This is a genomic window from Aeoliella straminimaris (genome assembly GCF_024054565.1).
In the GTDB taxonomy this organism is placed as follows: Bacteria; Planctomycetota; Planctomycetia; order Pirellulales; family Lacipirellulaceae; genus Aeoliella; species Aeoliella straminimaris.
Genome location: NZ_JAMXLR010000036.1, coordinates 528,825 through 543,445 on the forward strand (window position 1 = coordinate 528,825; position 14,621 = coordinate 543,445).

The 14,621-nt window shown below is 61.2% G+C and carries 11 protein-coding genes; 3 read left to right on the plus strand and 8 right to left on the minus strand.

Annotated features, from left to right (window positions below):
• Positions 1-42: 42 nt before the first annotated feature.
• The 4 genes from NG895_RS11525 to NG895_RS11540 are packed head-to-tail and all read right to left on the minus strand — an operon-like array spanning position 43 to position 5,200.
• Entirely contained in the window at positions 43-1,731 is a 1,689-nt protein-coding gene (locus NG895_RS11525) for an ABC transporter permease (RefSeq protein WP_252852645.1), read from the minus strand.
• The gene (locus NG895_RS11530; protein ID WP_252852646.1) at positions 1,728-2,669 is read right to left on the minus strand and encodes an ABC transporter ATP-binding protein; all 942 of its coding nucleotides are present in this window, start codon (positions 2,667-2,669) and stop codon (positions 1,728-1,730) included. Before NG895_RS11530 ends, NG895_RS11525 begins: the two co-directional genes overlap by 4 nt.
• A 39-nt stretch (positions 2,670-2,708) precedes the next feature.
• Positions 2,709-4,898 (minus strand): hypothetical protein, encoded by a 2,190-nt coding sequence (locus tag NG895_RS11535; protein WP_252852647.1) that lies wholly within the window; start codon positions 4,896-4,898, stop codon positions 2,709-2,711.
• A 2-nt stretch (positions 4,899-4,900) separates the two neighbouring features.
• A complete protein-coding gene (locus NG895_RS11540; RefSeq protein ID WP_252852648.1) occupies positions 4,901-5,200 on the minus strand; it encodes a hypothetical protein in 300 nt (99 codons plus the stop codon).
• 242 nt (positions 5,201-5,442) lie between these two features.
• On the opposite strand from NG895_RS11540, the gene NG895_RS11545 reads away from it, so the two are divergent.
• Entirely contained in the window at positions 5,443-8,094 is a 2,652-nt protein-coding gene (locus tag NG895_RS11545; RefSeq protein WP_252852650.1) for a hypothetical protein, read from the plus strand.
• Between the two features lie 2 nt (positions 8,095-8,096).
• Here NG895_RS11545 and NG895_RS11550 read toward each other — a convergent pair whose 3' ends face one another.
• The 3 genes from NG895_RS11550 to cysK all read right to left on the minus strand — a co-directional run bounded on the left by NG895_RS11550 (position 8,097) and on the right by cysK (position 10,511).
• Positions 8,097-8,480 carry a hypothetical protein gene (locus NG895_RS11550; protein ID WP_252852653.1) on the minus strand — a complete coding sequence of 128 codons (384 nt, stop codon included), beginning with the start codon at positions 8,478-8,480 and terminating at the stop codon, positions 8,097-8,099.
• Positions 8,477-9,415, minus strand: coding sequence for a lipoyl synthase (gene lipA / locus NG895_RS11555; protein ID WP_252852654.1), 939 nt, complete (start codon positions 9,413-9,415; stop codon positions 8,477-8,479). The genes NG895_RS11550 and lipA overlap by 4 nt, the downstream gene beginning before the upstream one ends.
• Positions 9,416-9,569: 154 nt before the next feature.
• Entirely contained in the window at positions 9,570-10,511 is a 942-nt protein-coding gene (gene cysK, locus NG895_RS11560) for a cysteine synthase A (protein WP_252852655.1), read from the minus strand.
• Positions 10,512-10,754: 243 nt separating this feature from the next.
• Between cysK and NG895_RS11565 the strand changes: the two genes are divergently transcribed.
• Complete coding sequence (locus NG895_RS11565) at positions 10,755-11,285, plus strand: DUF421 domain-containing protein (protein WP_252852656.1); 531 nt, start codon at positions 10,755-10,757, stop codon at positions 11,283-11,285.
• Between the two features lie 114 nt (positions 11,286-11,399).
• Here NG895_RS11565 and NG895_RS11570 read toward each other — a convergent pair whose 3' ends face one another.
• Positions 11,400-12,062, minus strand: a complete 663-nt coding sequence (locus NG895_RS11570; protein WP_252852657.1) for a hypothetical protein — start codon at positions 12,060-12,062, stop codon at positions 11,400-11,402.
• Positions 12,063-12,366: 304 nt separating this feature from the next.
• On the opposite strand from NG895_RS11570, the gene NG895_RS11575 reads away from it, so the two are divergent.
• Entirely contained in the window at positions 12,367-14,577 is a 2,211-nt protein-coding gene (locus tag NG895_RS11575; protein ID WP_252852658.1) for a right-handed parallel beta-helix repeat-containing protein, read from the plus strand.
• The last annotated feature ends 44 nt before the right edge of the window (positions 14,578-14,621 follow it).

Below are 14,621 nucleotides of genomic sequence, written 5' to 3' on the forward strand. Positions count from 1 at the left end.
GCAGCAGTAAGCACGTGGGGCCGGATGCATCCGGCCTGCAAGCTACGCTTCTGTCCCATCCGGATCGGCGGCTGCCTCGGCTTCTTCTTCCCACGGATTCTGGGGTTTGATTTCTACCGGATGCAGTTCGGCTTCATCCTGCGCCACCCGCTGCGGCAGGGCCACACGGCCTTGCATGAACTCGCGGGCCGTGCCGGGCATGTTGACCATCAGGATGCAAACCGCGACGGCGCCCAAGACGATGGATTGCAGGATGATCTCCTTATCCGAAAACCCGCCGCCCTCCAGCAATTCTCCCAACGTCCAGAACGGGTTCGACAATTGTAGGGCGGTGTACCCGGCATTCCTCATACTCCGCAACGAGAGCTGAATCACGAGGGGAATACCTGCCCCGGCCATTAGAAATATGACGTGGAGTAGGAACCCAGCTATGGCGTTCACCGGCACCAGGCGGTTGATCCCGGCAATAATCAGTTTGCCTACCCCCAGGTACGTAACCAGGTAACACCACAGGAGGATCATGCCGCCGATGATTTCCGGGTACTGGTAGTTTCTTCGCTGAGACAATGGAACATACTGGACGTAAACCAGCGCGGCGCACGCCATCAAACACAGCCCCGTGAAACAAGCGACAGCGAATAGATATCCCGTTCCAGGCCCGGGATTCAAGAGCCCACGTACCAGGCGCCCCATGCTCGACTGCGGCAAGCGGCGGCGCACCCGGTTGGACAGCTCCGGCGATTCGCTCGTGAGCATGGTCCCCATGGCGTACCAGTAAATCGCTCCGATGATTAACGCCACGATCAGGCCTTCGGGCTCGTAGTTAAATCGGAGCCAGGCCCAGGCCATCCAGCCGATGAAGGCAGCTTGCTGGACGATCATCGCCCACCGCAACGATGTGGAGCGATTTTCGGAGCGATAGGAGATTAACGCCACGGCGGCCAGGTACAGCAGCGCGAAGGTGGTCAGGTAGAAGGTGAGCGCACCGGCGGAAAAAATCCGCAGTTCCTCTCGAGAGACTTCGTACCGGCCCTCATCAAGGTATGCGATCGCCAAGCCAGCCGAACCGGCGAAACTGCCAAGCAGCATGGTGACCACACCCACCGAAAGCAGCACTTGCCCATGTTTGCCCTGGGCGAGTGCCGCCATGAACAGGCTGGTCATCGCCAGTCCCAAACTGCCCAACGTGGCGTATAGCAGCATGACCGCGATGGTTACCACGTCGACACCGCGGAGCAGGTAGGTAAATGCAATGCAGGGAGCGACGGCCGACAGGTAGACGCCCATCTGCACCGCGGCGCTTCCCAGTTTGCCACGAACTATCTGGTGTGGCGAGAGAGTCGAGACCCGTAAGAGGTCGTATGTGTTCTCTTCGCGTTCGCTGCTCAACGAACGAAAGGCACTGAAAGGAACAACCACGGCCAACGGGAACAGCAACAAGAACATGTAGGCCTTAAGCAGTTCGCCCCCGGCGGCCGAATAATAGACGCCAGGGCCCAGCAACGTGAGGCCGCCGATCGTCACGATCCAGCACAGCATCAGCAGTAGCACAAACGTGATCGCAAACTGCTTGCTTTTGATCGCTTGGCGCGTTTCTTTGACCAGAATGGGGTTCAGTCGATCGCCGGCGGCTTCGAGCCACTTGTCGAGTACGGCGAGCCGTTGCCTCCACGCGGAGGACTGGCCTTCGTCGGCAACCGTCGGATTGTCGATCGCTACGGCGTCGCTCATTGCACCCGTCCCTCCGTGACTTCCAGAAAGATGTCCTCCAGCGATTTGGTGCGACAACGAAACTCCACCACCTTGAGCCCGGCTTGAATCATCTCGCGCAAGAGCTGTGCTTGGGCCGCTTCGTCGCCCGCATGAGTGAGCGTCGCTTTGCGTTCGTCGATTCGCACCTCGTGCAGGTCTCGGCGGTCGTGCAGCCACTGGTGCGCTCGCGGCACGTCTCCTACGAACCGCACCTCCACCATGGCGGTGGCCTCCGCCTTGCGACTGATATCGTCGACCGAGCCAACGGCCACCAGTTGCCCTTGCTCAATGATGCCGACTCGATCGCACACTTCGGCCAGTTCGGTGAGAATGTGCGAACTTATGAGGACGGCCTTGCCGAGGTCGGCCAGGCGGCCGATCATCTCTCGCAATTCGATGCGGGCCCGCGGGTCGAGGCCCGCAGCCGGTTCGTCGAGCACCATGACCGACGGATCGTGAATCATGGTCCGTCCCAGGCAAAGCCGCTGCTTCATGCCCTTCGACAGGCCATTGATGGGCTTGGTGGAAAGCTTGTCCAGCCCTGTGAAGTCTTCGACAAACGCCAGCGCGCGTGATCGCTCGGTGCCTCGCAGGCCGTACGCGCGGGCGAAAAAGTCGAGGTACTCGTGCACGTCGACGTTGTCATAGGTACCAAAGTAGTCGGGCATGAACCCCAGACGCCGCCGTACGCGGTCGGGGTCTTCGACCACCGAAAAACCATCCACCAGGGCATCGCCCGATGTGGCTTCGTCCAGCGTGGCGAGGATTCGCATGCTGGTGGTCTTGCCGGCGCCGTTGGGACCGATGTAGCCAAACACCTCGCCAGCGTACACCTCAAACGAAACGTCGTTCACGGCGTGCGTATCGCCGAACCAGCGATTCACTTGACGTAGTTCGATTTGAGGGTGGGAACTCATGACGGAGGTCGAAATCTGTTAGGGCCAAGGCCCTCGGGTTCAATATTTGCCGATGACGATGTGGACGCTCGCTTCTTCGACGGGAAATTCGTCTTGCGATACGGGCAGCAGCGCCCGCTCGCCCACCACCACATAACTGCCGGGAGGGATGTCGAGTGCCTGGCCTCCGGACAGTCCCAGCAATTCTTGCCAGCGTCTTTGCAGTTGACTCTGGTTGGCGGATACAAACGCGTATTCCATCCCGGCTTGATTGTAGCTGCGGCGCATTCTGCGGCGTTGCTGGTACATCATGGCGGAGTTTTCGGCCGCCGCATACGCATCGGGAAAGCGTGGCTCGCGGTCGCGGAGTACATCGCGCAGCGCGGTCACGGCGAGAGGTTGGTCCACTTTGGTGAGGGTAGCTGCTTCGCCCGCCGGCACGCTTTCCGCCATCCACCAGGCGCCATCTTTGTCTTGCAGGACGAGTAGTTGCGCCGCGGAGTCGAATTGGTTCGTGGCCGTAATGCCCGATTCGCTCTGTTGCACGGCCAGCCCTGCCGTGGTGGTACGTGGCTCGATCACCAGGTACTGCGTCGGCGTACGCGACCCCAGCCAACCGTTGGTCAGTTGTTGCTCGGTATCGGTCCATTGAATCTCGCGGGCCGATTGAGAAACGTTCACATCGTAGGCTTCGATCGAGCCGGGGTGGATCGTGTACACGGCCGATTCGTCCGAAAAGGTGAGTCCATCCTGCGGTGCAAAAGCGGCATAGTACGACAAGCGACTCCAGGTTGTTGCATCGCCCGTCTGTTGATCGAGCAGCGTGATGGACTGGGCTCGCAGACGGGTGGCGAATCCATCGGCGAACACGCCATAACTCAGCAAGCCCAGGGTGATAGCGATGGCCACCGCGGGCACGGTAAGGACCATGAGCTGCAATTTGCCAGCACGCTTCAGCAACCAATAGTTCGCCGGGCCGATGCCCAGTACGAACAGCGTGATGAGCACCTGAAAGGCAACCACCGGGGCGAGTCCCACACCGGGAATCAACCAACTGCTGAAGTCGGTATTCGCGCTGCCAGGCACCAGTCCGTGCCGCTGTGGCCAGGCTTGCATCTGCCAATACATGCCAGCCATCTGTAGCTTGTCGAATCGCCACTGTCGGCGATCGCTCACGCGTTTGTCATCAAAGGCAGCTACCTTACCCCAGCCATGGCGCCGCACGACGAAGCCGGCATCCGAATAGAGTGGCCGCTGCGCCGGAGGTTGTGTTATGGGCTGGGCATAGGGATCGAAGTCCTCGACCAGGCCGTCCGCTGCTTCATCGGTTTGCGTCATGCGTAGATTGACGTAGCTCCACCCGTCGACTCCCGCTGGCTCCCGGCCTATGGGACGGTCGGGTTCGATGGCGCCCTGGCTCGACGGCCAGCCGAATAAGGGCTCGAGCGCATGCAATTCCTGCCAGTCCTCGCTCTGTTGGCGGACCCACAACACTCCCCCCGCATGCACCCACCGGCGAAGCGCCGCCATTTGCTGTGGGTTGTCCTGGGCGAGTGCCACCAACTGATCAATCTCGCAATACAGGAAGTCGAATGGGGTGAAGTCGAGCCAGTTGTCGCTCAGATCTCCCTGGTGTGTCGTGGCCATCATGTTAATGCCCGATGCGGACAGCAAGTCGCTCGAATCGGTCTGCGACTCGGGGTCGCTCTTCGGCAATTCCGGCTCGAACATCAGCATCTGACTATTGCGCCATCGGCTGACGTCGGTATTGCCTATCGAATTGGGAGTTTCGCGGTCGACGGATAAGTGCTTGTCCAGTCCGGCATCGATCCAAACCTGCCACCAGATGTAGTGCCATTCGGAAGACTGGGGAAAACGCAGTTCGAGCGTCGTCTTCTGCTGCCCGGCGCGCAATTGGCCGTCGGCTTCGATCGTGGTGACGCCGCGCGAGCGGGACCAATCGCTCATGGAGGCCCGCACGGTGATCTGGGTGTCGGCCGTGACTGGAGTTGGCGAGTGGAACTCGAAGTACAGGCAGCGGTAGCCGAATTGCCCATTGCCCAGTTGGTCGTCACGGACATCGAGTGACAGTCCGCTTTGTTTTGAAGTAGAGCCCGGTTTGCTTGGCAGGTGAAAGTTCACCAAACTGCTGGTGGTGGATTGGGCAAGACAGCAGGTCGTGGCGACCGCGCAGGTCAGCCAGGCCAGCATCAGCCAGCGGAGGTTCGTTGCTGGTGACAATCGGTGCAAGTCTAGCCGTCCTGTGAGGTTACGGGCGAAGTGTCCGCCGGCGAGGAATTTTGTCGGCTTTCCGGATAATGGCTGCGTGAAGCAGCCTGCGCCGCGTCGGGAGTGGCGATCAGCGCAAAGGCCGCCACCATGCCGTAGAATAGGGCGAACACCAGCCACAGCACCGCCAGGCTCGCCACGGCCACGGTCACGCCCTGGGCCCAAAATGCACCCTGAACGGCTTGCCCGGCAATCAGGGCGACGACAGCCACCAGAATCGCCACGTACAGCACCGTGCGGATGGAATAGCGAGGCAGAAGCATTCAGGGGTACTCGAAAAAGGCGAGATCGACGAACGTGAGCGAAGGGTGCCTATGGCAGCCAGCGATTATGAACGATCCTTGGTTTGCTGGCCACAGTTGCCAAGAATGTTGCTGGTAGTTTACTGAATAAACGCATTGTTTGCCCCTAAATATTGCCAAGGTCCTTCATGTCGACCCGCTCCGCTCTGCTATTCGATGTTCGCCGCGCAATCTTGCCCGTTGTTGTGGCAGTATTGGGAATAATGGCGGGCCGCTCCGCCACAGCCGAGATTCGCGTCCAGGCCTACGCTGGCCAGCCGCTGGGCGTGGCCCGCGTGGAGATCGACATGCCCTCCGAAGCGGCTAGCGCCGCGATGGAGGACGATCGCTTCACCGTGAGCGATACCGCCGGGCGAGTGCTCTATCCCACGCTGGGGCAACGACGAGCCCGTAAACTTCTCGGCAGCGTGTTGGGAATCGATCTGCCACAGAAGCTCTCGTTCTACTTCCTGTTCAAAGGCGACCAGCCGCTCGAACTCGACCTGTACCTGCCCGACCGCACCAAGGTGACGGTCACTCCGCAATATGGGCAGCGGCAATACAACCGAATGCTAGAAGATTGGTGGAAGTCGTACGTGGGGCTCTACCAGCGTGTGCACAAAGAGGATGAGTATCCGATCGGGGTGCAAACCTACTTGACGGCCATGTGGGCGGGACGGTTGGGGCAGCAGATGCCGAAGCTGGAAGGTTTCCTGATTCGTGAGCACGAGCAGGGTGGCACCGTGACCGGCAAACTGATGGCCGACGAGGCGTATCGCGCGTCGGTGCTCCGCGACCTGATGCTGGGCGACGCCGACAGCGATGCAGCCACCGAGCCGCTGCCAGACATCACGCCACCGGTGGCCGAGGTGCCGATGCCCAACTTTCAAGGCGAAGTCGCCCTGGAACCGATCGCCACGCACGTGCCCGCAGAGTGTTTCTACGTTCGCTTCGGCACGTTTCCCAATTACCTGTGGCTCAAAGACTGTCTGGGCCGCTGGCAGGGCGATCTTGGCAACATGCTGATCCAGCGGAGCATCAGCCGCAACTCGGGCGACGTGATCGGTAAGATGCTGGCCCTGAAGGAATCGAAGATGTCGGCCATCCTCGGGCCTCAGGTGATCGACGATGTGGCCCTGGTTGGCTTTGATGCGTATTTCAGCGATGGGGCATCGGTGGGCGTGTTGTTTCACGCCAAGAACAACTTTCTGCTCGGCACCAGCTTCAGCCAGCAACGCTCGGCCGCCGCGGGCGAGGTGCCCGGCGCAAAGCTCGAGAACGTCGATATTGCCGGTCACAAGGTTTCGTACCTGTCGTCGCCTGATGGCTCGCTCCGTTCCTACTACGCGACCGACGGCGACTTTCATTTCGTGGCCTCGTCGCGGAAGTTGATCGAACGTTTCTATTCCGCTGGCGCTGGCGAGCAACCATTGTCGGCCGCAAGCGATTTCCTTACCGCCCGCATGCGGTACCCAATCACCCGCGACGACCGTGTGTTCGTCCATCTCTCCAGTGCCTTTCTCAGCAACCTCATCAGCCCCGCGTATCGCATCGAACTCGACCGGCGGCTCCGCTCGCTCGAAACCCAACGGGCGATGAAGCTCGCCCGATTGGCGGCCGCTCAGGAAGACTTGCCAGGGGACACCGAAGAGCAACTGGTGGCCGGAGCTTTCCTGCCGGGGGGATTTTCCACGCGGGCCGATGGAGCTACTTGGGATGCCGACGAGTCGGGCCGCGCCAAGGAGACGGTACGGGGCTACCGCGGGCACTTCACCCCCATTGCCGATAGCCTGCCCACCACTTGCAGCGTGAGCGAAGCCAGAAGGTATCAACAGTTTATTAGCGACTTGAGAAACGAGGTGGGCAGTCTAGTGCCGGTTACCGCGTGCGTGCACCGGGATGAGGTGGCGCCGCAGCTCGAGAATATTGCCATCGACGTCTACCTGCAGCGGTACGAGTCGACGAATCTGGTTGGCTGGGCGAAGAAGCTCGGTCCGCCCTCGCCGCTACGGGTCGCACCGATTCTGGGCGATGTCGTTTCGCTGAACGTGGTGCTGGATGGCATGCTTGGCGGCGGCGAACCCTTTCACGTGTTTGCAGGGGTGCGGGACGGGCACCTGCCGCTAGCCGTCTCGGGCGGCAAACTCCAGGTTCCCATGCAGATTACGCAAGCCATTCAGGCGTATGTCGGCGCCTGGCCGAAGCCGCAATTCCTCGAGCGGATGCTGGGGCGTCCGTCCGGTCCGTACGATGCCCACGGTGTGGCTCGCACGGCGGGGCTGCTGGACATGTGGGTCCGCCGGGCCGACGACTTCCTGTTGTTCTCGTTCAAGCGCGAAGTGCTGTTCGAAGTCGGCAGCCAGTTGGCGATGGTCGAAACGCAGCGCCCTGCACAAGCGTGGTTTTCCCTCCAAGATCTGGTGGGCACCCAGTACGAACAGGTCGCCACCTCGTTTGCCTACGCTCGCACCCGCGATACCTCGGCCAGTGGCAGCCGGTTCATGAACTCGCTGACTCGCCAACTGCACGTAGAGCGGTCCGCCGCCCGAGGCATGGCCAACGAACTGGTGGGCGGCGAATTCGTGTGCCCGCTGGGGGGGACCTATGTCCTGGCCGAAGTGCCTGGAGGCATCCAAGCGTGGACTTCCACGGCCGCGGCCCCAAACAACCAGTTCCTGCTGACCGAAGTGCCCGGCGACTACCACTTCCCACTGCTGGAGTGGTTCCGTGGTATGCGGGCCGAACTGCTGCGAGCCAACGACTCGTTCACGCTATCGGCCGACGTGTTGATCAGCGAGACCAAGCCCGATCCCCCAGCCGAGCCTGCCACGGCCGCGGAGGAACTGCCGCCACCGCCACCCACGCCGCCGAAGTGACCTTAGTTCGTCAGCTTCATGGTGACGGTCGTGTCTGGGGATCTGGCCGTGACGTCGACGATTGCCGTTTTGTTGGCCGGCACCGTTGCGGTTAGATCAACTTCGGTGGTGTCTTTCGCGTTGGCGAGCATCTTTTCCGACGTGAGGTTCGAATCCACCTTCGACTGAACTTCGTCTTTGTCGTCTTCCAGGTAGACGAACACGCTAATCGGATTATCTGCCCTGGCGATGACTTTCAACTGTTGCTCGCGCGAGACGCTGTCGACCGTTAGCGACTGCACGCTGCCAGGCGAAATGGTGTAAGTCTTCTCGAGGGACAATTTCGTCTCGCACCCAACCAGCGTCAGCAGCGACAAGGCGAGTACCCCACAAAGCATCGACTTCATCGATTTACTTTCTTACGTGCGTCGGCGAGCAACTCGCCGGCTCGGAACGAACTGCGAACCATCGGCCCAGAGGCCACACCAGCAAAGCCGAGGGCCAATGCTTCGTCGGCCCAGGCGTTGAATTCTTCCGGCGTGGCGTAGCGATCCACCGCCAGGTAGCGCTCGCCAGGGCGGCCGGGGGCCAGGTACTGGCCGAACGTGATGAGGTCGACGTCCACCGATCGCAACCGCTGCATCGACTCGGTGATCTCTGCGTTGGTCTCCCCCAGCCCGACCATCAAGCTGCTCTTGGTCACCATGTCGGGCCGCAACTCCTTGGCGCGGCGGAGCATTTCCAGCGACAGCTCGAACGATGCGCGCGGGTCGCGCACCGTCTTGTCGAGTCGCTCGACGCATTCCACGTTGTGGGCGAACACATCCAGGGGAATGCCGTCCAGCATGTCGGCCAGTGCTTGCCAATTGCCAGCCAGGTCGCTCGAGAGCAGTTCGATCGTGACATGCGGCGCCGCGTCGTGCACAGCTTCGACGCACTTGCGATAGTGCCCGGCACCGCCATCGGCCTGGTCGTCGCGATTGACCACCGTGATCACCACATGGTCGAGGTTCATCCGCGACACGGCGTCGGCCAGATGTTGGGGTTCGTCCTCTTCGGGCGGGGCAGGGGCGCGAAGTGTTTCCACCGAGCAGAAGCGGCAACCGCGGGTGCACTCCTTGCCGGCGATCATAAAGGTGGCCGTGCCGCGACCCCAGCAGTCGTGCAGGTTCGGGCACTTGGCCTCTTCGCACACCGTGTGCAGTCCGCCATCGTCCACCGCACCCCGGGTGCGGTTGAACAGGGTTAACGCTTCGCCCGAGGGGGGCTGGGCTCGCAGCCATTGGGGCAGGCGCGGTCGGGATGGCGGGGCGACGATCGGAAGTTCAGCAGAGTTACTCATACTAAAGAGTGTAACCAGTCGCCGCGAGGATGACCAAGGACCGAGTGCCTGGCATCGTGCCCGTTTGCAGCTAGATTCGCCAGAATTCGGTTGGCCTTGCCGATTACCGAATTCCTGCCAGTCCGGCTGCGTTCGCTCGGTCGTGCGGTGCAACTCAGCCCGTCAGGCCTTCGAACAGCGGCGTCGACAGGTACCGTTCGCCCAGGCTGCACATGATGGTGACGATCCGCATGCCCTTGAACTCGGGGCGGGCGGCCACCTTCGCGGCGGCGCACATGTTGGCTCCGCTGGAAATGCCTGCCATGATGCCCTCTTCCTTGGCCAGCCGGCGAGCCCATTGGAAGGCTTCCTCGTTGCTCACCGTCACCACTTCGTCGACCAGCGACGTGTCGAGGTTGCCCGGAATGAAGCCGGCGCCGATGCCCTGAATCTTGTGCGGGCCGGGCTGGCCGCCAGAGATAACAGGCGAGTCAACCGGCTCGACGGCGATGGCCTTGAAGTTGGGATTCTGCGCCTTCAGGAAGCGAGCCGAACCGGTGATCGTGCCACCGGTGCCCACGCCAGCCACGATCACGTCAATGTCATGGCCCGAATCTTCCCAGATTTCCGGGCCAGTGGTCTTCTCGTGAATGGCGGGGTTGGCCGGATTCTCGAACTGCTGCGGCATGAACGTGTTCTCGCCCGCCTCGGTCATCTCTTTGGCGCGGTTGATCGCGCCCTTCATGCCATCGGCGGCGGGGGTGAGTTCCAGGCTGGCCCCCATCGCCCGCAGCAGGGCGCGACGTTCGAGCGACATGCTCTCGGGCATGGTCAGGGTGAGCTTGTAACCCTTGGCGGCACAGACGAACGCCAGGGCGATTCCGGTGTTGCCGCTGGTGGGTTCGATGATGTGCGTGTTGGCGTTGATCTTGCCATCCCGCTCGCCGGCCTCGATCATCGCTGCGCCGATGCGGTCCTTCACGCTATTGAGCGGCTGGAAAAACTCGCACTTTGCAAACACCGTGGCGTGGTCTTCCGGTACCAGGCGGTTGATCTTGATCATCGGCGTCTCGCCGATGCACTGGGCGGCGTTGTCGTAAGTACGATTGCGGAACATGGGACAATCCTTTTGCGTGATTTCAATGACAAGCAGCTGGCCGCAGCGCGCGCCGGCGCTGCCTTGGGGCGAGCATTATCGCACACCGGGGCGATTCGGCAAACCCACTATTGGGAACGCGGGGTTTTCGCCGCCAGGCTGGGCGGTCGCATTCCCACAGGCTGCGCGGGTGGCGCCGATTGCTGGTAACTGGCGATTGTCCTACGATGTCCCGCGGTGCACTTACCTACGACGGAGGAATAGATGTTCGAGCGATGGATCACGTCGGGTTGGGATCAGATTCCCATGGTGCTCTTGTCTGGGGCGGTGGCATACGCGGCGATTTTGCTCTACACCCGTTTGGTCGGTCTGCGGAGCCTGTCCAAGATGTCGGCTGCCGACTTTGCGATGACGGTCGCCGTGGGATCTCTGTTTGCCTCAACCGTGGCGACCGCCTCCCCCAGTCTGGTACTAGGATTGGCGGCGTTGGCCACCCTTTACTTCGGCCAGTGGTTCCTGGCTTGGGCACGAAGCAAGTTCCTCGGGGTCAGCAGGCTCGTAGACAACGAGCCGCTGCTCTTGATGCGTGGATCAACGATTTTGGACGAAAATCTCCGCCGTGCCAATGTCACTCGCAACGACCTTTACGGCAAACTGCGGGAGGCCAATGCGTTCAATTTCGAGCAGATCCTGGCAGTGGTGTTCGAGACTACAGGCGACGTATCGGTCTTGCACTCTGCCGATCCAGAGGCAATGCTCGAACCTGAGATCATGGAGCAAGTGGTGGGGTGGTAGTCGACCGGCGACATCGAAATAAGAAAGCGTCGACTTCCAGGGGGTGGAACCGGTTGGAACAGAGAACTCCAGGACCCCTCGAAGCCGACGCTGCCCCTCTGAGGGCGATGGACATCAGCGGAAGTTGGCCAGACGGTCGATTTCCGCGGCGATGGCCAGCATGCGGTGCACTCGCTCCTCCAGCTCGGTCCCCACTCGCAGCGGGACGTATCCCTGGGGGGCACCGCGGTACGGAGTGCTAAGCTGTTGGCCCAGCGAGTTCACGATCTCGGGACGGGCGACCAGGCGTGGCTTGCGGCCCGAGCCGATGCGAATGCCGATGGTGAATCCCCCGGTGGGGCCGGCGCTCGAGCGGTAGAAGGCCGGACCTCGCGGAGGCAAGGCCGTCTGACACGGGCGGTCGCGATTCAAACGGTCGATGGCCTCGTGGATTTCTTCGTCCAGCTCCTCGACCTCTTCCAGCACGTCGTCCGATCGCTTGCGAACGCGACTCCACTTGCGCGGCTTGTAGCTGGCTTCCTCAAGGGCTTCGTTCAGATCCAGCAGTTCGTCGCCCAGGTCGCGCAGCTCATCCAGCACGTCCCGGCGTTCGCCACCGCGGAGTAGTTGGTCCATTTCGTAGGTCAGAGCAGTTGCCTCACGACTCAATTCGATCGACAGGGCATAGGTTTGCTCCAGTGGTGGCCCCGGCAGGTAGGGTGGGGCAGCGCTGGCCGTGGCCGACAGGCCCAGGGCCAGCATCGTGGCGATCCATAACGCAAATTCCAGGCGGGACATGAGGGAGATCCTTTCATTCGGAGCGGGGCGAATCAGTACCTCGTGACAGTTGCAGCTAGCATGCCGCCGTCGGCTGGCAATGCCGGAAGGCCTGTTTTTGCAGGGTTTTCCGATTGAGCAGTCCCAATGGGCGAGTGGAGAAGCGTCGCGGTATTGATGGCGCGCAGATCAGGGCCGCGGCGCAGCTGGGGTTGCGGCATCCAGCATGGTCCGGTAGTTACCCGAGGCGGCTTTGCCTTTTCCCCTTATCTACAGCTTCGAGTGCTGCCTTCCCATCTCGTGGGGCGGACGTGCTCGATCGATCATGAAACCGCAAGCGACACCAATCGGTCGTCCGGAACTGCCCGCGGTGCCTGTACGCGCCGGGTGGGCGCGCTGCCTGGTGGCGAGTCTGCTCGTTCTTGCATCCGGGCAGTTGTTGCTGGCGCAAGGAGTCGACAGCCGCTTGGGATTCAGCCACACCGCGGGCGAGTTGCCGGGGCTTGATGATGGCTACACGCGTTTCAACTCGTTCCTACCACTCATTGGCCCGACCGACTATTCACTGGTGTTCGCCGACTTAGGCTTTGTGCTGTTTAACGAGAACACCCAGGCCGATGGAGCCAACGTAGGACTGGGTCTGCGGGCCTACGACTCGCTGACCAACCGCATTTACGGTGGCCACTTCTACTACGACTACCGCGACACGGGGCACTCGCACTACAACCAGTTGTCGTGGGGCTTCGAAAGCCTGGGCGAGATGTTCGACTGCCGCGTGAACGCCTACCTGCCGGTGGGCGATACCTGGAATCACTACCTCGACGGCGCGTCGACTAGCTTCATGGGGTCGTACCTCTACTTCACCGACGTGCCGCAAGAAGTCGCGCTCCGCGGGGTGGATGGCGAAGCGGTGGGCCTGCTGATCGACCAGGGCACCTGGCAACTTCGTGGTGGGGCCGGAGTCTACAGTTTCTGGCACGACAACACCGGCGTGGCGGCCATCGGACCGCGAGCGCGGTTGGAGCTGCGCGTGGCCGACCAACTCTGGATCAACGGCTCGGTGCAGCACGACGACGAGTTCGACACCACGGCCGCCGTGAGCATCTCCTGGCGCTACGGCCTGACGCGGCACCTCGAACACTGCAGCTCCAGCACGAGCGTCGCCTGCCGACTCGGCGATCCCGTGGAGCGGCAGGATCAGATTTCCATCAAGCAGTACATCGGCGGCCCGTCGACTGACAAGCTGGTGACCTCCGCGGACGGCCACGCCTACACGTTCCACCACGTTAGTTCACAGGCCGCACCCGGCGGTGACGGCAGCATTGAATCGCCCAGCAACACCCTGGCCGCAGCCAGCCACCAGCCCGAGGACATCGTCCTGGTGCACGGCGGCAGCGCGTTCGTCGGCGAGCAATTCGTCAGTAGTACCGAAGGTCAGCGCGTGTTGGCCGAGGGCGTTCCGCATGAGCTGGAAACGCAGGCGGGGACGATCCTGTTGCCGGAGGTGGGGAGTGGAGTGCGGCCAACGATCGTGGGCGGGGCAGGGGATGTGATTACGATCGCTGCGAATGGGGTGGAGGTGTCGGGTTTCGATATCAAGCCGTTCGCCACATTCGCCCCATTTTACTACTACTATACCGACGCGATTCATCTGATGCTCGTTTCTAGCAGCGGCATCGTCGCCCAGAATGTCAACGACATCAACATTAACCGCAATGTGATCTTTGGTGCCACCTCGTCTGGCATCTACCTTCGCAACGTACACGGGATGTCGAGAGTCGTAAACAACGTTTCCTCATCCAATTTGGAATACGGATTACATATTCAATCGAGCTTCACAGGCACCATCGCCCATAACTCGTTCAACGACAACTACGGTGCAGGACTGTACATATTTGCGAATGTAATTCCGGATGTCCCAGCTGAAGTTGTTGGAAATATCGTGGATAACCAAATGCTGCGCAACAACCTCAGTAGCCAGGGGGGACCGTTTGGTGGAGGCTTGTATGCTGTGGCCAACATTGACGGTAACGTGTCCGGGAATGCTGCCAACGAGAACGGAGGGGTTGGCATCCAAGTTGTTGGCTCGATCTCGGGCGACTTTAAGGACAACGGTGCCGAGGGGACTGTGCCCTATGTTCAACTCAACTACTCTTTTATCATCGACGACTCCGTTGGGTTCGTTGATGGTAACGGCGAAGTTGACAACGCCTTTGGCAACGAAGAGTTTTTATCCAGGCCTTGGTTTGCAGCCGACCTACCCAATTACAATCCGAATGATGTTGCCGTCCTTGCTGAACGCAGCCCGCAAGATCTCTGGTCCGGGTTCGGTACTATTTCGGCTGAGCAGCGACGAGTTGGCGTACCATTGCTGGTGTGGGGGGCGGTTGGCGGAGAGGTTTCAGGAAATGCCGGCTCGGTCACGACGGACGTGAACTTGGAGCTGAATGTGGTCGAGGAGTATCCCTCCTGGTCCGCCTCGCCGTATACTGCGATTGGCGGTTCTCCGCTGATACCGCTCGGAACGATCGACTAGTCGGCGGGCCAGAAGCGTCAGCGCCTGGAGTTGCTAGAACTGCT